The 21,124-nt window shown below is 66.8% G+C and carries 15 protein-coding genes; 6 read left to right on the top strand and 9 right to left on the bottom strand.

From position 1 onward, the window contains the following. Positions 1-115: 115 nt before the first annotated feature. The 4 genes from AC5P8U_RS15845 to AC5P8U_RS15830 form a co-directional block, all read right to left on the bottom strand. Positions 116-1,486, bottom strand: a complete 1,371-nt coding sequence (locus AC5P8U_RS15845) for a pyridoxal-phosphate dependent enzyme (RefSeq protein ID WP_495214213.1) — start codon at positions 1,484-1,486, stop codon at positions 116-118. 301 nt (positions 1,487-1,787) lie between these two features. After that, positions 1,788-2,024 carry an HP1242/YdcH family protein gene (locus AC5P8U_RS15840; RefSeq protein ID WP_005407964.1) on the bottom strand — a complete coding sequence of 79 codons (237 nt, stop codon included), beginning with the start codon at positions 2,022-2,024 and terminating at the stop codon, positions 1,788-1,790. A 324-nt stretch (positions 2,025-2,348) separates the two neighbouring features. Next, on the bottom strand, positions 2,349-3,233 hold the full coding sequence (locus tag AC5P8U_RS15835) for an OmpA family protein (RefSeq protein WP_154329989.1): 885 nt from the start codon (positions 3,231-3,233) through the stop codon (positions 2,349-2,351). Continuing rightward, on the bottom strand, positions 3,230-3,595 hold the full coding sequence (locus AC5P8U_RS15830) for a DUF4398 domain-containing protein (RefSeq protein ID WP_008264627.1): 366 nt from the start codon (positions 3,593-3,595) through the stop codon (positions 3,230-3,232). The genes AC5P8U_RS15835 and AC5P8U_RS15830 overlap by 4 nt, the downstream gene beginning before the upstream one ends. A gap of 121 nt (positions 3,596-3,716) precedes the next feature. Between AC5P8U_RS15830 and AC5P8U_RS15825 the strand changes: the two genes are divergently transcribed. The 3 genes from AC5P8U_RS15825 (at position 3,717) to AC5P8U_RS15815 (ending at position 7,699) form a co-directional block, all read left to right on the top strand. Further along, positions 3,717-4,844, top strand: a complete 1,128-nt coding sequence (locus tag AC5P8U_RS15825) for a PilT/PilU family type 4a pilus ATPase (protein WP_049416904.1) — start codon at positions 3,717-3,719, stop codon at positions 4,842-4,844. A 130-nt stretch (positions 4,845-4,974) separates the two neighbouring features. Further along, complete coding sequence (locus tag AC5P8U_RS15820) at positions 4,975-6,258, top strand: putative DNA modification/repair radical SAM protein (protein WP_283785471.1); 1,284 nt, start codon at positions 4,975-4,977, stop codon at positions 6,256-6,258. Next, complete coding sequence (locus AC5P8U_RS15815) at positions 6,239-7,699, top strand: UdgX family uracil-DNA binding protein (protein ID WP_353080371.1); 1,461 nt, start codon at positions 6,239-6,241, stop codon at positions 7,697-7,699. Before AC5P8U_RS15820 ends, AC5P8U_RS15815 begins: the two co-directional genes overlap by 20 nt. 44 nt (positions 7,700-7,743) lie before the next feature. On the opposite strand, the gene maiA is transcribed toward AC5P8U_RS15815, so the two are convergent. Both maiA and AC5P8U_RS15805 read right to left on the bottom strand, forming a co-directional pair. After that, positions 7,744-8,412 (bottom strand): maleylacetoacetate isomerase, encoded by a 669-nt coding sequence (gene maiA / locus AC5P8U_RS15810; protein ID WP_283785473.1) that lies wholly within the window; start codon positions 8,410-8,412, stop codon positions 7,744-7,746. Between the two features lie 14 nt (positions 8,413-8,426). Beyond that, a complete protein-coding gene (locus AC5P8U_RS15805) occupies positions 8,427-9,416 on the bottom strand; it encodes a fumarylacetoacetate hydrolase family protein (RefSeq protein ID WP_049440556.1) in 990 nt (329 codons plus the stop codon). A 620-nt stretch (positions 9,417-10,036) separates the two neighbouring features. On the opposite strand from AC5P8U_RS15805, the gene AC5P8U_RS15800 reads away from it, so the two are divergent. Further along, positions 10,037-11,458: a DEAD/DEAH box helicase gene (locus tag AC5P8U_RS15800; protein ID WP_049414254.1), complete on the top strand. Its 1,422-nt coding sequence runs from the start codon at positions 10,037-10,039 to the stop codon at positions 11,456-11,458. A 555-nt stretch (positions 11,459-12,013) separates the two neighbouring features. Here the strand turns inward: AC5P8U_RS15800 and AC5P8U_RS15795 are convergent. Next, complete coding sequence (locus AC5P8U_RS15795) at positions 12,014-14,608, bottom strand: M14 family zinc carboxypeptidase (protein ID WP_072167758.1); 2,595 nt, start codon at positions 14,606-14,608, stop codon at positions 12,014-12,016. A gap of 74 nt (positions 14,609-14,682) precedes the next feature. Continuing rightward, positions 14,683-17,322, bottom strand: a complete 2,640-nt coding sequence (locus AC5P8U_RS15790) for a TonB-dependent receptor (RefSeq protein WP_072167757.1) — start codon at positions 17,320-17,322, stop codon at positions 14,683-14,685. Between the two features lie 191 nt (positions 17,323-17,513). Here AC5P8U_RS15790 and queD point away from each other — a divergent pair, with 191 nt between their 5' ends. Further along, the gene (gene queD, locus AC5P8U_RS15785; RefSeq protein ID WP_353080369.1) at positions 17,514-17,876 is read left to right on the top strand and encodes a 6-carboxytetrahydropterin synthase QueD; all 363 of its coding nucleotides are present in this window, start codon (positions 17,514-17,516) and stop codon (positions 17,874-17,876) included. Between the two features lie 116 nt (positions 17,877-17,992). Beyond that, positions 17,993-18,340 (top strand): phasin family protein, encoded by a 348-nt coding sequence (locus AC5P8U_RS15780; protein WP_061480483.1) that lies wholly within the window; start codon positions 17,993-17,995, stop codon positions 18,338-18,340. Between the two features lie 779 nt (positions 18,341-19,119). Here the strand turns inward: AC5P8U_RS15780 and asnB are convergent. Beyond that, positions 19,120-21,021: an asparagine synthase (glutamine-hydrolyzing) gene (asnB, locus tag AC5P8U_RS15775; protein ID WP_111008274.1), complete on the bottom strand. Its 1,902-nt coding sequence runs from the start codon at positions 21,019-21,021 to the stop codon at positions 19,120-19,122. Between the last annotated feature and the right edge of the window lie 103 nt (positions 21,022-21,124).

Here is a 21,124-nt window from a genome sequence, read left to right as displayed (position 1 = left end):
CTGAATGGCGCCGACGTGCGGCGCCGTCGAAGGAGCGGGAGTCTATCAGCGCGGCCTTAACGAGCTTTGACGCGGATAAACCGGGATTCAGCAGCGATCTGCGGCGATAAACGCCTTACTGAACGCGCCGACGCAGATAGTTCAGCAGGTCGATGCGGGTGATCAGGCCGAGGAAGGCGTCACCGTCCATCACGATCGCCACCTGCCCGCGGTCGAACACCGGCAGCAGGGCCTCGATCGGCGACTTCACGTCCAGCCGGTCCAGCTTGCTGACCATCGCGGTGGCCACGGTGTCGCGGAAGCGCGCTTCGTCACCATAGACATGCAGCAGCACGTCGCTTTCATCGACGATGCCGACCAGCTGCTCACCGTTCATCACCGGCAGCTGCGACACGTCATACAGCTTCATGCGCTGGTAGGCGGTGGTCAACAGGTCGTTCGGGCCGATCACCACCGTGTCGCGCTGGCCGTACGGACGCAGGATCAGGTCGCGCAGGTCACCGTGCTGCGGGCGCTCCAGGAAGCCGTTGTCCAGCATCCAGTAGTCGTTGTACATCTTCGACAGGTACTTGTTGCCGGTATCGCAAACCAGCACCAGCACCTTCTTCGGCGTGGTCTGCTCCTTGCAGTACTTCAGTGCCGCGGCCAGCAGGGTGCCGGTGGACGAACCGCCGAGGATGCCTTCCTTGCCCAGCAGCTCGCGCGCGGTGTGGAAGCTCTCGGCATCGCTGATCGCATAAGCCTTCTTGACGCGGCTGAAGTCGGAGATCGAGGGCAGGAAGTCCTCGCCGATGCCTTCCACCAGCCAGCTGCCCGACTTGTCGTTGAGCACGCCGTCGTTGATGTATTCGGCCAGGATCGAGCCGACCGGATCGGCCAGCACCAGCTCGGTCTTCGGCGACAGCTTGGCGAACGCGCGCGACAGGCCGGTCATGGTGCCGGAGCTGCCGCAGCCGAACACGATGGCGTCGAGGTCACCGCCCATCTGCTCGAGGATCTCCGGGCCGGTGCCGAACTCATGCGCGGCCGGGTTGTCCGGGTTGCCGAACTGGTTGATGAAGTAGGCGCCCGGGGTCTGCTCGGCGATGGTCTTGGCCAGGTCCTGGTAGTACTCCGGATGGCCCTTGGCGACGTCTGAACGGGTCAGGCGCACTTCAGCGCCCATCGCCTTCAGGTTGAAGATTTTCTCGCGGCTCATCTTGTCGGGAACGACGAGGATCAGCTTGTAGCCCTTCTGCTGTGCCACCAGCGCCAGGCCCAGGCCGGTGTTGCCGGCGGTACCTTCAACCAGGGTCGCGCCCGGCTTCAGGTCACCCCGCTGCTCCGCCGCCTCGATCATCGACAGGCCGATGCGATCCTTGATCGAACCGCCCGGGTTGGCGCTCTCGAGCTTCAGGTAAAGCTCGCAGACACCAGTGTCCAGGCGCTGGGCCTTGACGATCGGGGTCTGGCCGATGAGTTCGAGGACGGAGGAATGGATGGGCATTCGGAGGACTTTCGATTCGCGCCACGCAGGGCCGGACCGATGATTATCCGACGGATGGCGCTGAATGTCAGGTCGGCGCGGAGATGCCGCCCGCCGGCCCCGTAAAGGGATGCGGGCGGGCCCGGATCGACGAGGAGACCGGTACCGCCCGCATCGGTGAGTGGTGCCTGCAGGCCAAGGCACCACCGCTTGTGGTGCCTTGGCGCGGCCGCCTCATCGGCGGTGCCGCGATGCCGGGGCAGAAGCGCCCGGCGGGGCCATCGATGGCCGGGTCACGCCGTTCCGGGCGCGACGGAGTGCGTCAAAGCGTGGGGGACGTCGTTGGGAGCGGTGTTTCGTACATTCGCAGAAGACGTTGCTTGGCCAGCAGCTTCTCACGCTTCATGCGACCCAGGGTGACATCATCGATCGGGAGTACACCCAACTCCGCGTCCATGCACTTCTTGTTCAACTTGCGGTGCTGGTCATGGAGTGCCCTGAACTCCGGATCACGCGCGCGACGGGCGTCGATCTCGCTCTGGGGCTGATCTTCAAACATGATGGACCTCCTTCGACAGATACACGAACGCCCCGGCCGCAAGGCACGGGGCGTTGTTCATGGAGGAGTGCCGGTCGATGGCCACCTGGACGCCTGCAACGACCTGCGGCACTGGCCTGCGCACGTCGATCTGCTGCGGTTCGCGCCCTGCTTGCATCGGCCCGGCCCTCCCATCGTCCGGTCCGCGGCATTGCGTCCCGGACGATTGACCCTACGCCTGCTCAGGGCGGGGTACAAGACCCCTGCGACAAAAAGACCGAACCCCGCCGGGGCGGGGTTCAGGCTGAATGCTCATCACAACGAAAAACAAACAATATCAAGCAATTACGGGGCGATGATGACCTCGGCAGAGCGCGCCCGGGTGGACGCAGCCTTCTTGCCGCTGACCTGGATCCGGTTGCTGGCGACACCACCTGCGACCAGGGCGTCGCGCAGCGCTTCGGCACGCTTCTGGCCCACGCCGTTGGCACTGTCGTAGGCCTCGATGCGCAGGCGCCCCTTCTTGCCGATGTTCAGGTACTCGGCCAGGGCCTTGGCCTGGTTGCGCGCGCCGCCGGACAGGCTGGAGGCGCCTGCGGCGAACGCGTCACCCCCGAAGGTGAAGACCTCACCGCGAGCGTCGAACTTCGAACCGGGCAGCTTCTGCCCGGACACCAGCTCGGCTTCCTCGCGGGCCAGCCTGGCAGCGTTCTGCTGGGCAGCGCTCAGCCGCTGCTGCTGCTTGCCGGCCACGCTGGTCAGGGCATTCTCGGCGTCCTGGCGGGCCAGGGTCTCGGCCTCGGCCGCCTGGCGCAGGCGTTCGGCCTCCTCGGCCTGCATCTGCGCCTGCATGCGCAGCTGCTCGGCTTCCTGGCGGGCACGGGCGGCATCGCGGCGGCTGGCCTCGATCAGCAGGTCGCTGCGGGTACGCTCCAGGCGGTCGACCTCGCGCGCGGCCAGCGCAGTGCGCACTGCGGTCTCGGCAATCTCCACCCGGCGCTCGGCCAGGTAGGTGGCCAGCTCCTGGTCACGGCGCTTGGCCTTGTCCAGGGTCGCGATGGCCTGCTGCGCCTGCATGCGCTCGAAGGCGCCCAGCTCAGCGGTATCGGGGTTGGCCTGGATGGCCATCAGGCGCTGGCTCAGCTGCGCCACCATCGGGTTGTCGGCGGCCACGGCCAGGGTCGGCAGCGCCAGCAGCGCGGCCAAGGTTGCGGCGGTCATCGGCTTCACCGGCGGTCCTCCCCGGTCGACAGCTGGCGCTGCAGCTGGTTGACCTCGTTGCGGCGCAACTGCAGCTGCGCGGTGACGGTGGCTTCCTCACTGCGGGCGCGGGCCAGGTCGGCATCGGCGGCAGCGCGCAGGGCCATCGCCGGGGCGTTCTTGCGCTCACGGCGGTCGCCGGCGGCGCGCTGGGCCTGCTCCAGCCCCTGCCGGGCCAGCCCGATCAGGTCCGGGGCGTACTGGTCGGCATCGGCCTGGGTGGCCTTGTCGACCGCCTGCCGGGCCTGCGCCAGTTCCAGGGCAGCGTCCTGCGCCCAGGCGGGGGCAGACAGTGCGAATGCAAACGCCATCACATACAGGCCATGGCGCATTCGTGCGAAGCTAAGTCGTTTCATTGGGGAGGCCGTACCGGTTGTCGGTTCACGGCCATTGTCGTCAAGCCGACACCGTGCTGGCAACGGGCGTCGGCCGTTTCGTTGGGGAAAATTCGCAATGGATATCGGCTACTTCCTGAAGCTGATGACCGAAAAGAACGCTTCGGACATGTTTCTGACCACCGGGGCACCGGTCTACATCAAGATCGAAGGGAAGCTCTATCCGCTGGGCAACACGGGCCTGCCGCCGGGCATGGTCAAGAAGATTGCCTACTCGCTGATGGACGAGGGCCAGGTGCCGCAGTTCGAGCGCGAGCTGGAGCTCAACATGGCCATCGCCCTGCCCGATGCCGGGCGCTTCCGCGTCAACGTGTTCAAGCAGCGGGGCGAGGTCGGCATGGTCATCCGCGCCATCCGCAGCCGCATCCCGAGCATCGAGGAGCTGAATCTGCCGCAGGTGCTGAAGGACGTCATCATGACCCCGCGCGGGCTGGTGCTGGTGGTGGGGTCCACCGGCTCCGGCAAGTCGACTTCGCTGGCGTCGATGATCGACCACCGCAACAGCACCACCACCGGTCACATCCTCACCATCGAGGATCCGATCGAGTACCTGCACAAGCACAAGATGTCGATCGTCAACCAGCGCGAGGTCGGCCTGGACACCCATGCCTTCCACAACGCGCTGAAGAACGCGATGCGTGAAGCACCGGACGTGATCCTGATCGGCGAGATCCTGGATGCGGAAACGATGGAGGCGGCAATCGCCTTCGCCGAGACCGGCCACCTGTGCCTGGCCACCCTGCACTCCAACAACGCCGACCAGACCATCGAGCGCATCCTCAACTTCTTCCCGGAAAGCGCGCACAAGAACGTGCTGATGAACCTGGCACTGAACCTGCGTGCGGTGATCAGCCAGCGCCTGGTGAAGAACAAGGAGGGCCGTCGCCTGCCAGCCACCGAGGTGCTGATCAACACGCCGATGATCCGCGACCTGCTGCGCCGCGGCCAGGTGCACGAAATCAAGGCCGCGATGGAAGCCTCGCTGGAAGAAGGCATGGAGAGCTTCGACCAGTGCCTGTTCCGGCTGGCCAAGGCCGGCACCATCGAGCAGGAGGAAGCGCTGCGCGCGGCCGACTCGCGCGATGGCCTGGCCCTGAAGTTCCGCCTGTCCGAAGGCAGCAGCGGCGAGCACGACCCGTACGCCGATTTCTCGGCGGGCGCGCCCAGCATCACCCACGGCTTCTGATCCCACGAAAAAGGGGACGGAGGGGATCAAGTCGTTTGTGCACTGGCGACTTGAATCGCTCCGTCCCCTTTTTCTGAAGAGTTCAGGGGCGGTCTCATCCAATGAGACCGCTCATCCGTAGGTTTCCTCAATGGAAACCATCCGCAAGCTGGCCATTCTGGCTGATGCCGCCAAGTACGATGCCTCCTGCGCCTCCAGCGGTTCGGGCAAGCGCGATTCGCGCGCCAGTGGCGGTATCGGCAGCACCGAGGGCATGGGCATCTGCCACAGCTACACGCCCGATGGCCGCTGTGTTTCGTTGCTGAAGATCCTGCTGACCAACTTCTGCGTCTACGACTGCGCCTATTGCGTGAACCGGGTTTCCAGCAACGTGCCCCGTGCACGTTTCAGCGTGGATGAGGTGGTCACGCTCACCCTGGACTTCTACAAGCGCAACTACATCGAGGGCCTGTTCCTGTCCAGCGGCATCATCCGCAATGCGGACTACACCATGGAACAGATGGTGGAAGTGGCCCGGCAGCTGCGCGAAGAACACCGCTACGCCGGCTACATCCACCTCAAGACCATTCCCGAGGCCTCGCCGGAACTGCTGGCCAGTGCCGGGCGCTATGCCGACCGCCTGTCCATCAACGTGGAACTGCCGACCGAAGCCGGCCTGAGCGCCTTGGCGCCGGAGAAGACGGTTCATTCCATCCGTGGCGCGATGGGCGAACTGCGCTGGCGCATCGAGGAAGCCAAGGAAGCTCGCAGGGCCCCCGCAGCGGTGGCACCGACGGCCAGCCGCAGCACTCGCCCGCGCCCTCCCCGTTTCGCACCGGCCGGGCAGAGCACCCAGATGATCGTCGGCGCGGACGGGGCAAACGACCGGCAGATCCTGGCCAGCGCCGACAGCCTGTACGGCAACTACCGCATGCGCCGGGTCTACTACTCCGCGTTCAGCCCGATTCCGGACGCCAGCCGGCAGTTGCCACTGCAGCCGCCACCGCTGCAGCGCGAACATCGCCTTTACCAGGCTGACTGGCTGCTGCGCTTCTACGGGTACGGCGTGGATGAAATTACCGATACCACCCAGGACGGCATGCTCGACCTGGATATCGACCCGAAGATGGCCTGGGCGATCCGCCACCCCGAGCGCTTTCCGGTCGATCTGAACCGGGCACCGAAGGAGATGCTGCTGCGCGTGCCCGGCCTTGGCGTGCGCAACGTCAAGCGCGTGCTGATGGCGCGCCGTCACGGGCGGCTGCGCGTGGCCGACCTCGCACGCCTGAAGGCACCGATGAGCAAGCTGCTGCCGTTCGTGCTGCTGGCCGACCACCACCCGCGCAAAGCACTGGACGACCCGGCGGCGCTGCGCGCGCAGCTGGCCCCGCCGCCGCGACAGGGTTCGCTGTTCGATGCCCCGTCCGCGGCCTGACGCGCAGCGCTGGTCGCTGCGGGTGGATCCGCCATGGTCGCTGGAGGCTTGGCGCAGCGGTGCGCGCGAAGCCCTGCTGCGCGGCGTCGCGCCGGAGCAGCTGGACTGGCTCGAGGGCAGCGACGCATCGCTGCTGGACGCGCCAGCGGTCACCTCGGCGCCCGCACAGGCCGATGCTGGCGCACTGACGGTACCGCGCGACTTCCTGGAACTGGCGGCCACCTGCCTGTGCCATCGCGACGGACAACGCATGGCCCTCCTGTACCGGTTGCTGTGGCGCATCGCCCATGGCGAACGCTCGGTGCTGTCAAACCCTGCCGATGCCGACGTACTGCGGGCGATGACCATGGCACAGGCGGTCCGCCGCGACACGCACAAGATGAAGGCGTTCGTGCGCTTCCGCGAAGTGCCTGGCCAGCCTGATGCGTTCATCGCCTGGTTCGAGCCACAGCACCACATCGTCGACCGGGTCGCGCCGTTCTTCGCGCGCCGTTTCACCGGCATGCGCTGGGCCATCCTCACGCCTTCGCGCAGCGTCGCCTGGGATGGGCAGGCGCTTGCCTTCGGCCCCGGTGCACGGCGCGAGGATGCCCCGGCCGAGGATGCACGCGAGTCGCTGTGGCAGACCTACTACGCCAGCATTTTCAATCCGGCCCGGCTCAACACGCGGATGATGATGCAGGAGATGCCGGCCAAGTACTGGCGCCACCTGCCTGAAGCCCGATTGCTGCCTCGCCTGGTACGCGACGCCGCCGACCGCGTGCAGGAAATGCATGACCGTCCCGCGCAGGCACCGCAACGCAGGATTCCGCTGCGAGCGAACCCTCCGGCATCGGCAGCCGAAGCCAGCAGCCTGGACAATCTGCGCGGGCAGGCCAGCGCCTGCCGCCAGTGTCCGTTGTGGGAGCAGGCCACGCAGACCGTATTCGGGCAGGGGCCGGCAGGGGCCGGGGTGATGCTGGTCGGAGAGCAACCCGGTGACACCGAAGATCTGCGTGGGCAGCCATTTGCAGGACCTGCCGGCCAGGTGCTGGACCGCGCCTTGTCGGAACTGGGGATCGATCGCGCCACGCTGTACCTCACCAACGCGGTGAAGCACTTCCACCATGAACGGCGCGGCAAGGTGCGGCTGCACAAGCGGCCGGAGAGCCGTCACATCCAGGCCTGCCGGCCCTGGCTGATGGGTGAGATCGCGCGCGTGCGGCCCCAGGTGATCGTGTGCCTCGGCGCGACAGCGGCAGCCTCGGTGTTCGGCCATGATTTCGACCTCTCGCGTGACCGCGGGCGCTGGCACACCCTCGAGGACGGCACGCGCGGCTACGCCACGGTGCACCCGGCATGGGTGCTGCGACAGACCGGCGATGCCCGCCGCGAGGAGGCCTACCGGTTGTTCCGCGATGACCTGGCCCGATTGCAACAGAAAGGGGACGGAGGGGATTAAGTCGTAAGTGCATATACGACTTAATCCCCTCCGTCCCCTTTTTTTCAGGCGGCGTCGGGCTGGTGTTCCGGGCGCGCGCGGTCGAATGCCTCCAGCGCTTGGCACGCCGCTTCGATGCGGCGCAGGGTCGGGTACGGCGTCAGGTCCAGGCCGAAGCGGTGTGCGTTGTACAGCTGCGGCAGCAGGCAGATGTCGGCCAGGCCAGGACGGTCGCCGTGGCAGAAGGTGCCGGTGTCGCGGCTGTTGGCCAACAGCGCTTCCATCGCGTCAAAGCCTTCGGCGATCCAGTGCAGGGTCCACTGCGTGCGGGCGTCGGCAGGCAGTTGCAGGTCGCGTTCCAGGTACTGCATCACCCGCAGGTTGTTGATCGGATGGATATCGCAGGCCACAAGCTGCGCCAGCGCCCGCACCCGTGCGCGGCCCGCAGCATCGGCCGGCAGCAGCGGCACCTGTGGGAAGCGCTCTTCCAGGTACTCGATGATCGCCAGCGACTGGGTCAGCGTGTGCCCATCATGCAGCAGGGTCGGCACCAGCTGCTGCGGATTGAGCGCGCGATAAGCCTCATGGTGCTGCTCGCCACCGTCGCGCACCAGATGCACCGGCCGCGCCTCCCAGGCCAGGCCCTTCAGCTCCAGGCCGGTGCGCACGCGGTAGGCGGCGCTGGATCGCCAGTAGGTGTACAGCACGATGCCGTCGTCGACCGGGATCTCCATCGCCGCCTCCATGCTCAGGGCTTGGCCGCCTGTTCGATGCGCTGCTCGATCGCACCGAAGATGCTGTTGCCGGCAGCGTCGAGCATCTCGATGCGGACCACGTCGCCGAAGGACATGAACGGCGTGCTCGGCTTGCCGTCACGCAGGGTCTCGACCACGCGCTGCTCGGCGAAGCACGAGGCACCCTTGCTGGTGTCTTCATTGGCGATGGTGCCCGAGCCAACGATGGTGCCGGCGCCCAGTGGACGGGTCTTGGCCGCATGCGAAACCAGCTGGGCGAAATTGAACTGCATGTCCACGCCCGCCTCCGGCGCACCGAACCACTGGCCGTTGATGTGCGTCAGCAGCGGCAGGTGCACCTTGCTGTCCTGCCACGCAGCACCCAGCTCATCGGGGGTGACGAACACCGGCGACAGCGCCGAACGCGGCTTGGACTGCAGGAAGCCGAAGCCCTTGGCCAGCTCGCCCGGGATCAGGTTGCGCAGCGAGACATCGTTGACCAGGCCGACCAGCTGGATGTGGCCGGCGGCCTGTTCCGGGGTGGCCGCCATCGGCACGTCGTCGGTGATCACCACGATCTCCGCTTCCAGGTCGATGCCGTAGTCCTCGCTGACCACCTTGACCGCATCGCGCGGGCCGTAGAACCCCGCACTGGTGGCCTGGTACATCAGCGGGTCGGTGTAGAAGCTCTCCGGCACCTCGGCGCCACGGGCGCGGCGCACGCGCTCGACGTGCGGCAGGTAGGCGCTGCCGTCGACGAATTCATAGGCACGCGGCATCGGTGCGGCCAGCGCCTGCGGATCGAGGTCGAATACGCCATCGGCGTCGCCAGCGTTGAGCGATTCGTACAGGGCGTTCAGGCGCGGTGCGATGTGGCTCCAGTCCTCCAGGGCCTGCTGCAGGGTGGCGGCAATGCCGGTGGCGCGCACGCCGTGGCGCAGGTCACGCGAGACGACGATCAGGGTGCCGTCGCGGCCGCCTTCCTTCAAAGAACCAAGCTTCATGGGTGGGTGTCCGGAGTCGTGGGCAAACAAGTTTCAAGTGTAATCAAATCTGCGGCGACGCCAAGCTGCAGCGCGGCATCGGCCCACCCTACCGTAGTGGGGGTCGGCAGGGCTTGCAGGCCTGCGCCTGCGGTAGTGCCGGCCGCTGGCCGGCAACCTCAACAGCAACAGCGTCCATTCCGAGGGATGGTGGGGCAGTGCGGGTGGGCCGGGCCCCTGAGGGGTACTTGCAGCGTCCCCTGCCACCGGACCGACCCCGCCTGCCCACAGGAACCCGACCTTTGACGTTGCTCCCGCCTCTGCGGGTGCAGGGCGCAGCCCTGCAGAGAGAACCCCTTACCTGAACGGGGCTTTTTGCGCGAGGTCTCAGCCATCGGTTAGACTAGGCAGGTCTGCAGCGGCCGTCCGTTTCCCTTCGGGATCGCCGGCGACCAGGGTCCGCCCTCTTCGCCCGCCCCCACTCCGACGCCGTTCGTCACGCATTCCAGCCTGCGCTTCGTGCCGGCTGCACCCAACTTCTCGCAGCGCGGTTCACGGGAACGCTCCGAGTCAGCCGATCACTTTGATCTGCCCCCGTCTGTCCGCTCGGACAGGCGTTTCTTGTACCTGGAGCAATCTCAATGTCTTTTGAATCGCTGGGCCTGGCGCCCTTCCTGCTGCGTGCGCTTGCCGAGCAGGGCTACGAAAACCCGACCCCGATCCAGCAGCAGGCGATCCCGCTGGCGCTGGCCGGTCGCGACCTGCTGGCCGGCGCACAGACCGGTACCGGCAAGACCGCCGCGTTCGGCCTGCCGCTGCTGCAGCACCTGGGCACCGCCTCGCAGGAAGTGCGTGCCGGCCCGCGCAAGCCGCGTGCGCTGATCCTGGCCCCGACCCGCGAACTGGCCACCCAGGTGCATGACAGCCTGCGCGGCTACAGCAAGTACCTGCGCATTCCCAGCGCCTGCATCTACGGCGGCGTCGGCATGGGCAACCAGCTGGACATCCTGCGCCGTGGCGTGGACCTGCTGGTGGCCTGCCCGGGCCGCCTGATCGACCACCTGGAGCGTCGCAGTGTCGACCTGTCCGGCATTGAACTGCTGGTGCTGGATGAAGCCGACCGCATGCTCGACATGGGCTTCCTGCCGTCGATCAAGCGCATCCTGGCCAAGCTGCCGAAGCAGAACCGCCAGACCCTGCTGTTCTCGGCCACCTTCGAGGACAACATCCGCCAGCTGGCGCTGGAGTTCATGCGCAACCCGGAACAGATCCAGGTGACGCCGAAGAACACCGTGGCCGAAACCATCACCCATCGCGTGCATCCGGTCGATGCCGGCCGCAAGCGCGACCTGCTGCTGCACCTGCTGGCGCAGGACAGCCGCGAGCAGACCCTGGTGTTCGCCCGTACCAAGCACGGCAGCGACAAGCTGGCCACGTTCCTGGAAAAGTCGGGCATCAAGACCGCGGCGATCCATGGCAACAAGAGCCAGGGCCAGCGCCTGCGTGCGCTGGGCGACTTCAAGGCCGGCCGCGTGACCGTGCTGGTGGCCACCGACATCGCTGCGCGCGGCATCGACATCAACGAGCTGCCGAAGGTGATCAACTTCGACCTGCCGATGGTGGCCGAGGACTACGTGCACCGCATCGGCCGTACCGGCCGCAACGGCGCCACCGGCCAGGCGATCTCCCTGGTGGCGCAGGATGAAGTGAAGCTGCTGCGCGCGATCGTGCGCCTGCTGGGCCGCGACATGGACATCCGCGACGTGCCGGGCTTCGAGCTGCAGACGCCGATCCGCTGGGGCAACAGTGCGCCGGGCAAGGCCGAGCACGATACCGGCGAGCGCGCACCGCGCAAGAGCCACGCACGCCGTCCGCACGGTGATGCGCCGCGCCATGCGCATGCCGGCCCGAAGAAGGCCGGCGGTGGCCGTCGCGAGGGCGGTGGCAACGGCCAGCAGCGTGCGGGTGCAGGCGCCGGTCAGGGCCAGCGTCGTGGCGGTGGCGGTAATGGTGGCGGTCGTGGCCGCGGCCAGGGAGGCAATGGCGGCGGTCGCGCCGGCTGATCACAGCTGACAGCTGTTGTGCTTCCCGTTGCGCGGGAGGCTATCGAGGGACGGCGCTGACGCGCCGTCCTTTTTTGTTGCTGGCTACCGGGTGATGAAGCACGCGGTGGCGGTACCGAGGGCGGATGGGCATGGGGGCAGCGCAGAACACGCTGTAAATACGTCCATGTAAGCTCGATGGCGCCATCCATGGCGCCAACGGTTCTGCGCTGCCCCCATGCCCATCCGCATCAAGCATTGCCTGCGCCTTCTTCTCCCGCCGGGTAGCCGGGAGAAGAAAGATCAAATTCAAATTCAAATTCAAATTCAAGTTCAAATTCAAAGGCAAAAGCCGAAGTCGCAATTCCTGGCTTTGCTTTTGCTTTTGCCCTTGCTCCCGCCTTGGGGTTCGATGCGTCCGCGCCCGCAGGAAACCGTCGAGGGGCGGCCGGGCGGGCTGCGCAGGACCGTTGGCGCCATGGATGGCGCCATCGAGCCCCCAAGGACGGGTTTACGGCGTGTCCTGCGCAGCCCGCCCGGCCGCCCCCACACGCATCAGTCAAGGCGCCAAACGCCTCAACCCCGCGCCTTGCTCGGATTCACCAGATTCCCGAAGAAGATCGCGTTGATCAGCAACCGGTCCGTCCCGTGCCAGTACTTCCGGTGCGCCGGATCGTCGGCGAACAGCACCACGTTGCCCTGCCCCTGCGCCGACACCAGCAGCCACGCGCTGCCCGCCACCCGCGCACGGTTGCGCTCGGAAAGATAGCCATTCACCCGCGGCGGCGTGTCGATGCGTACCACCGTCGAGAATGGGTTCGCACTCGGCTGCAGGGCAACTGTGTTTTCCTTGTTGACCGCCAGTTGCCGGCGCGGCACGCCGAACGCCAGCGGATGACTGATGTCCACATCGGCGCTGAGGATGTTGCCGCTGACCCGCTCGATCGCGGCGATGTCGCGCTGGTCGCCGAATGCGCGGCGGCTCTCGTCGGCAGTCTCTTCGTCCTTGCCGAGCTTCTCGCCGTCGGCGAGCTTCTGTTCGATCGCCCACTTCGAAGCACTGCCGTAGGTCACCAGTGAACCACCGGCCTGCACCCAGCGCTTCAGTGCAGCCACCGCCGTGGTATCGACGCCGGTGTAGGTCCCCCCGGACAGCACGATCGTGGTGTAGCGGTCCAGCGGCACTTTGCCCAGCTGCTGCGGGTCCAGCTTGCTGGCGGGCAAGTGCAACTGCTGGTCGAGCAGGAACCAGGCCGAGCCGATCTCGGTGGCGGCCACGCCCTCCCCCATCACCAGCGCAACCGCGGGTTTGCGCAGCGCCTTGACGCCGTCACTGCCCAGATCGATGCCTTCGCGGCTGCGGCCACTGGACAGCGCGTGCACCTGCACACCTGCCTCGCGCGCGGCCGATGTCACTGCCTCAAGCAGCGCCGCACCCTGCAGCGCTTGCCCGGCAACCGGAATCACCAGGCTGCCGGCAGCGAAGCTGACCTCGCCCTGCACGGTCGCGGTGGTGAACGGCTGGAACGCGGCACGTGCGCTCACGCCCTTGCCCTGCAGCACAGCCAGCGCGCGCCCGGCGTTGTAGTCGCGCCAGTCGATCGCGTACGCGAATCCGGCCTGGCCACCCAGCACCGCACCCTGCTCCGCCGGCAGCGCGGTCACGCGTGCGCCACCCTCGATACGGCTACGGCTGCCGGCGAACGCCACGCCGTAGGCCGGTGCGATCGCATAGCTGGTGCTGCCGTAGAACACATCCCCCTTGATTGGCGGCGTCTCGGCAAAGATCGAATGCACCAGGCGGAACTGCGCCTGCTGCACCGGCACCACGTAGGCGCTGCCGGCATCGAAGCGCTGGCCATCGACAGTGACTGCATGCTCCAGCGCGCGCACCTCGATGCGATGCAGCAGCAACAGTTCCAGCAGGCGACGGGTCAGTGCCGGATCGTGCGCGTCGCCGAACACGAAGCTCTTCACCGGCTGCTGTGCGGCCTGCTTCAACGCGCTCTGGAAGAAATGCTTCTGCAGGTCGAACAGGCCGCTGCGCTCAGCTACCGCACCACGCACCGTGCCCAGCCCGGTGGCGACCTGGTTGCGGATGGTGAACGGGAAGGTCAGCAGGCCGTTCACCGATTCCTGCACGCGGCCACGCGAACTGGCCTGCTCGACGGTGACGCCGACCGCGCCGTGGAAGTCCGGATAGGTCGAGCCATACACCGGCGAGAAGTTGTCGAAATTCTCGCCGGTGTAGTACAGCGAACCCAAGGCATCCAGCGCCTGCGCGTGGTACCTGGCCAGGGTCTTGTTGAACTCGTACGACGGCGCCGGAATCAACGGGCTGTGCATGCTCTTCGGCGAAGGCTCGAAGTAGTACGTGCTGTCCTTGCCCATTTCGTGGAAATCGATCTGCACGTTCGGGTACCACTGGTGGAACACCTCTACCTTCGGCCGTGAGTCCTGCTGGGTCAGGGCAAGCCAGTCGCGGTTGAGATCGGTGAAATAGTGGTTGGTGCGACCCTGCGGGAACGGCTCGACATGTTCCTTGTCGGCGGGGTCGGCCGACGCCGGATCGGAGGCCCAGGCATTGTGCCAGTTGGCGGCACGGTCGCGGCCGTCCGGATTCTGTGCCGGGTCGAACAGCACCACCGCGTGCTGCAGCCACTGCTGGGTTTCGGCACTGCGGTTGGCCACCAGGTAGTAAGCGGTCAGCATCGCCGCCTCGGCACTGGAGGTCTCGTTGCCATGCACGCTGTAGCCCAGCCACACCACCACCGGGCTGTCACCGGCCGCGCTGCGCGGTTGCGCCGGATCGGCCAGGGTCGCGTGCTGCTGGCGGATCTGCTCCAGCCGCGCATGATTGCCTGCAGCAGTGACGGTGGCGATCAGCAGCGGGCGGCCCTCATAGCTGCGACCGATCTCGCGCACGCTGATTTTGTCGGAACGCTTCGCCAGCTCCTGGAAGTACGCCACCAGTTGGTCGTGCCGAGTGTAGCGGCTACCGATCGGGTAGCCGAGGAACTGCTCCGGCGTCGGCACCGCTGCATCGAAGGCTGCCGCATCCGTGGCCTGCGGGAAGAAATAGGCACTCTGTGCCTGCGCCGGCTGCGGGCAGGACAGTACAGTGGCGGCGGCAAGCAGCAACGGAAGAACGGCACGGCGATGCAAGGACACGGTGACTCCCCTGGAACACAACGGCAGACAGTTGCGCGGCCGGTCCCTTCAGGTGGCCGGCTGCGGCGGATGGATCAGAAGCGGTAATCGAAGCCCAGCGTGAAGTAGCGGCCGCGCAGGTCGTACTGGCTGAAGTCGTACGGCGCGCGGATGCCCGGGAACGAGGCGTCGTACGGCGGCGTCTTGTCGGCCAGGTTCTGCACCTTGGCATACAGCGTCAGCTTGTCGATGCCGGTGTAGGCCAGGTACAGGTCGTACTGGCTGTAGCTGCCAACGCGCTGCTGCACGGCCTTGGCGGCGGTGCTGGCTTCCTGGCGGTAGCTGCTGGTGTAGTACCAGGTCACGGCTGCGTTGAAATCACCGTACTTCCAATCCAGCGTGGTGGTGGCCTTGTCCTTGGGCAGGGTCGCGCCCAGGTTGCTGCCGGCGTAGTCGACCAGCGGGCCACCGACCACGGTCGGGCGACGGTAGTCGCGCACGTGGGTGTAGGCCGAGGACACGGTGAAGTCACCCAGCACCGCGGTCGGGATGCGCTGGCGCAGTTCGACGTCGATGCCCGAGGTCTTCAGCTCGCTCAGGTTCTGGTAGCGGTTGTAGACCGCCTGCAGCTTGCCGCGCTCGTCGCGCTGCACGGCACCGGCCACGTTGTCGTTGACCAGGGTCTGGGTGTTGTTGGTGCCGACCAGATTGTCCAGCTGGATGCGGTAGTAGTCCACGCTCAGATTGGTGTTGGCCCACGGCGACAGCACCACGCCGAAGTTCACGCTCCTGGTGCGCTCGGGCTTCAATGCGTTGTTGCCGACGGTGAAGAAGGTCGGGTTCTGCCGCGAGCCCGGCACGTCCGGATCACGCGGATCGACCACGCTGCCATAGGCGATGCTGGTGCTGTTGGAGTTTTCCGACAGCGACGGCGCACGGAAGCCCTTCGAGGCCGATGCACGTACCAGCAGGAAGTCCAGCGGCTGCCAGCGCAGGCCGATCTTCGGCGAGAACGCATCGCCGAAATCATCATAGTGATCGGCGCGTGCAGCGGCGGACAGCTCCAGCGTCGAGGCCAGCGGTACGTTCACTTCGGCGTAGGCGGCACTGACCTGGCGCTGGCCATGTACTTCTGCGATGGCCGGGCGCACCTGCAGGCCGGCATCGATCTGCCACGGGTTGTTGGAATCGAGCTTCTCGCGGCGCCACTCGGCACCCGCGGCGAAGCCGATCTCGCCGGCCCAGGTGCGGCCCAGGCTGCCGGAAATCTTCGCATCGACGCCCTGCAGCTTGGACTCGGCCGGACGCAGCGTGGCGATGTTGATCGAATCACGCACCGACTGCGGCGTGGCTGCCGGGTCAAGCAGGTTGTAGCTGCCCGTGGACAGTGCGTTGGCCAGCGCCCAGCGGTTGGCGAACCCGCCGGACACAGTCTCCCGCTCACTGCTGCGCGCACCGAATGCAGCCACTTCCCAGTCCCAGTTGGCGGTGGTGCCGCGCAGACCGAACACGCCGCGATAGGCGGTTGAGCGGTTGGTCTTGATCGTGCCGCCGAGGTCGAAGAAGGTGTACTCGATCGGGATCGCACGGCCGTACGGGTTATACGGATTGCTGGCCGGCAGCAGCGACGACACCGGCTCGGCCAGGCCGCTGTCCGCGTTCAGTGCGAAGCGGCCGCTCTCCAGGGTGAAGAACGGGCTGCTGCCGAACCACGCGGCGCTCTTGATCTGGCTGTACAGCACCTCGCCGAAGGCTTCGACGTTGTCGTTCAGGCGGAACGTACCGTTGGCGTAGGCCTGATAGCGCTTGGTAGAGGGGATCAGCGTGGTGAACGGTGCCTGGTTGAAGCCGCAGGTATCACCGGACAGGCCATCGATCGGCGCGCTGGCAACGCGGGTGGTGCCGGCCGGGCAGTTGCCGTTGGCATCGAGCATCGGCACCGACACGCCGTTGACCAGGTAGCGTGCGCCCTTGGCCGACCAGCCGTTCCAGCGGCCACCGGGCTTGTCGGTGTAGATGCCACTGCGGGTCAGATTGCGCTCGTCCTGGTCCAGACGCTCGCGGTTGTAACCCTGCAGGCTGAAGAGGATGTTGTAGCCGTCGGTGTCCAGATCACCGAGGCCGCCGACGAACTTCAGGTTCTGCTCGTGCAGGCCGCCCTGGTCGGCACCGCCGAAGCTGCCGCCGATCTCGGCGCCTTCGAAGTTCTGCCGGGTGATGATGTTGACCACGCCGGCCACGGCGTCGGAACCGTATACCGCCGAGGCGCCGTCCTTGAGCACTTCAATGCGCTCGACCGCGACCAGCGGCAGCGCATTGAGATCGACGAAGGTGTCGGACAGGCCACCGGCCGGGAAACCGTAGTTGGCCAGGCGGCGGCCGTTGAGCAGGACCAGCGTGTTCTTCTGCGAGAGGCCGCGCAGGCCGATGCCGGCCGAGCCGGACGCCCAGCCGTTGTTGGTGGTTTCGTTGGCGGCGTTGCCGGTGTTGGCCGAAATCGAACGCAGCACGTCGGCCACGGTGGCCTTGCCGGTCTGTTCCAGCTGCTGGCGACCGATCACCTGCACCGGATTGGAGGCCTCGGTATCGGTGCGCTTGATGTTGGAACCGGTGACACGCACGGCGGCCAGGGTATTGGCGTCACCAACGGCGTCGGCGGAGGTTTCGGCGGCGGCGGACAAAGGCGCGGCCAGAGCGACGGCCAGGGCCGCCACGAGCAGGGTGTGCTTGGGCATGACGATGTGGGGAGATGGTAAGGACGACGAAGTTCCGCAGTAGTCCATGCCTGGCCCGGGTCCGGCCAATAACATCTCTTCATACGGATATAAGAGAAGCGATCATCTCTTCATCCGGATGGAAAGAGTTACTTCACGAAAGCCCGACATCCACTCAGGATGGCCGGCCACCTGCGGCGTACAATTGCGCCATGGAAATCTTCAAAGTCTTCATGCTCGAGGCGGCGCACCGCCTTCCCAACGTGCCGCCGGGGCACAAGTGCTCGCGCCTGCACGGCCACTCGTTCCGGGTGGAACTGAAGGTCGAGGGCGAGCCCGGCGCGCAGACCGGCTGGATCATGGACTTCGGCGACGTGAAGGCGGCCTTCCAGCCCATCTATGACCGCCTGGACCATCACTACCTCAACGACATCCCCGGCCTGGAGAACCCGACCAGCGAGAACCTGGCGGTGTGGATCTGGAACGAACTCAAGCCCAGCCTGCCGGCGCTGAGCGAGATCACCGTGCACGAAACCTGCACCTCCGGCTGCCGCTACCGCGGTCCGACGGTCTGATCAACTCATTGATCTGAAAGGTTTTTCAAAGGCGCCCTGAGCGCCTTTGTTATTTTTGTTGCATTGCCGCATCAAGGGCGTATGCTGCAATGCATCAAGCCACTCCCTGACGCCCCATGGCCGCCGCCTTCAGCGATCGCTTCAGTGATGCCACCCGCCAGCTCGCCGCCGCGGCAACCCGTGCGAACCGGTTGGCGTTGGAGAACGCGGAAAGCATGTTCGGCGTGCAGTTGAAGGCGATGGAGCGCAACCTGACCGCGACCGGCGGCTGGCTGGGTGAACTGGCCCGCAGCGACGACGCGGCCGGGATGCTCAACAGGGGCGCACAGCTGTGGCAGGACAACCTGCAGCGGCTGGGCCAGGCCCAGCAGGATGTGGTCGGTCTCGGCCTGCAGGCCAGCAAGGCCTGGTCCGAACTGGTGCAGGGTTACAACGAATCAACGGCGGACGCGAACAGTCACTGACGCGACGCAACGCTCATTGCATGGGTCCCTCCCCCCATGCAATCCGGACCCGGCAGATCCCTCCCTCTGCCGGGTCTTTTTTTGCCTGGCTTCTGGATTGAATAGCGCTTCCTCGCTTGGACTCTCTGCGAACTGATGGGCCCCGCCGGGGCGGGCAGGGGCCTGGGCAAATGTCCCCCGGCGCCGGCCGTTGGCCGTCACCTCCTCCTTTACTTTGCCCAGGCCCTGCCCGCCCCGACGAGGTTCGGCTTGCGGCGGCCAAGGCACCGAGCAGGCTGCCTTCAACAAAGCGCCGATAGATTTCGAACGCAGGGCGGAGGCCCTTGCGTACGAAGTAAAGGGGGAGGTGACGGCCAACGGCCGGCGCCGGAGGACATTCGTACGCAAGGGTCTCCGCCCTGCGCCACGCAAAATGAACCCACCGCACGCGTGCCTTCGTTTCGATTCGCCGCGAATTGAACGGCCCCGCCGGGGCAGGCAGGGGTCTGGGCAAATGTCCCCCGGCGCCGGCCGTTGGCCGTCACCTCCTCCTTTACTTTGCCCAGGCCCCTGCCCGCCCCGACGAGGTTCGGCTTGCGGCGGCCAAGGCATCGAGCAGGCTGTCTCCAATAAAGCGCCGATAGATTTCGAACGCAGGGCGGAGACCCTTGCGTACGAAGTAAAGGGGGAGGTGACGGCCAACGGCCGGCGCCGGAGGACATTCGTACGCAAGGGCCTCCGCCCTGCGCCACGCAGAACGAATCCGCCACACGCCACGCAGAACACACCGCAAAGGAACCTCAGCGCCCGCGACCACCGTGCCAGTGCTGGTGCCACGCCTGGAACATCAGCACGTTCCACAGGTGCGTGTGCCACTTGCGCTCGCCGCGCAGGAACGCTTCCCAGATGCCGCGCACGCGCGCCGCATCGAAACAGCCCTGGTTGCGCAGCAGCTGCGGGTCCAGCAGCGCCTCCGCCCAATCGCGCAATGGACCGGCCAGCCAGCGCGCCATCGGCGGGCCAAAGCCGCGCTTGGGACGGTACACCAGCGGCTCGGGCAGGTAGCGTGCCAACAGGTGCTTCAGAATCAGTTTGTGTTCGCCATCGTGGTACTTCAGGTGCTGCGGCAGGCGCCAGGCCAGTCGCACCACCTCCATGTCCAGCAGCGGCGCACGGGTTTCAACGCCCGCCGCCATGCCCGCGCGGTCAACCTTGGCGAGAATGCCCTCGGCCAGGTCCATGCGGAAATCCAGCAGCTGGATGCGCGCTTCGGCCGGCAGCGCCGTGTCCTGCTGCTGGAAGATCGTCACCGGTTCACGCGCGCCCAGCACCACCTGCGCCGGCTGCCGCCAGCGGGTCACCCGCTGCAGGTAGTGGCCTTCCACATCGTTGGCAGCAACCTCGGCCACCAATGCACGCCAGCCACCCAAGCGACCACGCTCGGCGTTCATGCGGTTGCCGCTGCGCCGCGCCAGGTCGCGTACCCAATCCGGCAAGCCACCGCACAGGCGCGCATTGCGCAGCGCGCGGCCATAGCTGGGGTGGCCGAAGAACAGTTCATCGCCACCGTCACCGGTCAGCGCCACCGGCTTGCGTGCCCCCAGCAGTTCACTGGCCAGCAGCGTCGGCAGCTGCGACGCGTCGGCGAACGGTTCGCACCAGACCTGCGGCAGGCGCTGCAGCAGATCCAGGCCCTGGCGCGCGTCCATGCGGTGCAGGTGATGCTGCACACCCAGATGGCGCGCGACCTGCGACGCCCAGTCGCTCTCGTCATGTCCCGGATCGTCGAAGCCGACCGTCCATGCTTCGATCGGCAGGTTGGATTGGGCCTGCATCATCGCCGTCACCAGCGAGGAGTCGGTGCCACCGGACAGGAACGCGCCACAGGCCAGCGGCGAGTGCATGCGTGAAGCGATGGCTTTCTGAAGTACCGCCTCAAGCTGATCGGTGGCCTGTTCCAGGCTCGGCGCCGGTTGCACCGGCTCCTGCAGTGCACGCTGCATTGCTTCGCGTGCGCACCAGTAACGCGCGCCCCCCTGCGCGGCCTGGCTGGAGCAACCCGCGGCATGGTCGCTGAGATCGATGCGCAGCATCGCGCCCGCCACCAGCTTGTGGATGCCGCGGTAGATGGTGTGCGGCGCCGGCACATAGTCGTGGCGCAGCAGCAGGCTCAGCGCATCCTGGTCGATGCTCGGGGCGAACCCGGCGAAAGCCTGCAGCGCCTTCAACTCCGAGGCGAACAGGAACCGGCCCTGGCACCAGCCGTAATACAGCGGCCGCTCGCCCACCGGATCACGGGCCAGCCACAGCACGCGCGACTCGCGGTCCCAGACACTGAAACCGAACGCGCCCTCGATACGCGCCAGCGCCCGCTGCACGCCCCATTCGACGATCGCCTGCAGCAGCAGCCGTGCATCGCTGCAGCTGCGTGGCAGATCGCGCAACTGCGCCTGCAGGTCAGCGCGGTTGTACAGGCGGCCGTCCAGGCACAGCACGTAGCGACCGCAGTCCGAGCTCAGCGGCTGCAACGGCGTGTCGGCCGGCGCCCGGCAGTGGCCCAGCGCGAGGCCGGCCTCGGCGTCGGTCCAGTAACCGATGCGGCCACGCCCACGCTGCTGCAGCGCCCGCAGCATTGGCGCCAGCTGCTGCAGCAGCTGCTCGTCCTCGGCGGGCGGCAGCCAGGCCCCGACCACGCCGCTCATCGGGAGCCTCCGCACTGGCGGCGGCGGGACGGGTTCAGCAGGCAGGGGGCGGCGGGCGACATGGGGACGGCACGCGGAGCGGAGAAGACTCCATGCTCGGCCG

The sequence above is a fragment of the Stenotrophomonas sp. YJH_SMC_81 genome, from assembly GCF_059370875.1.
This window is presented reverse-complemented; position numbering and strand designations above follow the sequence as displayed.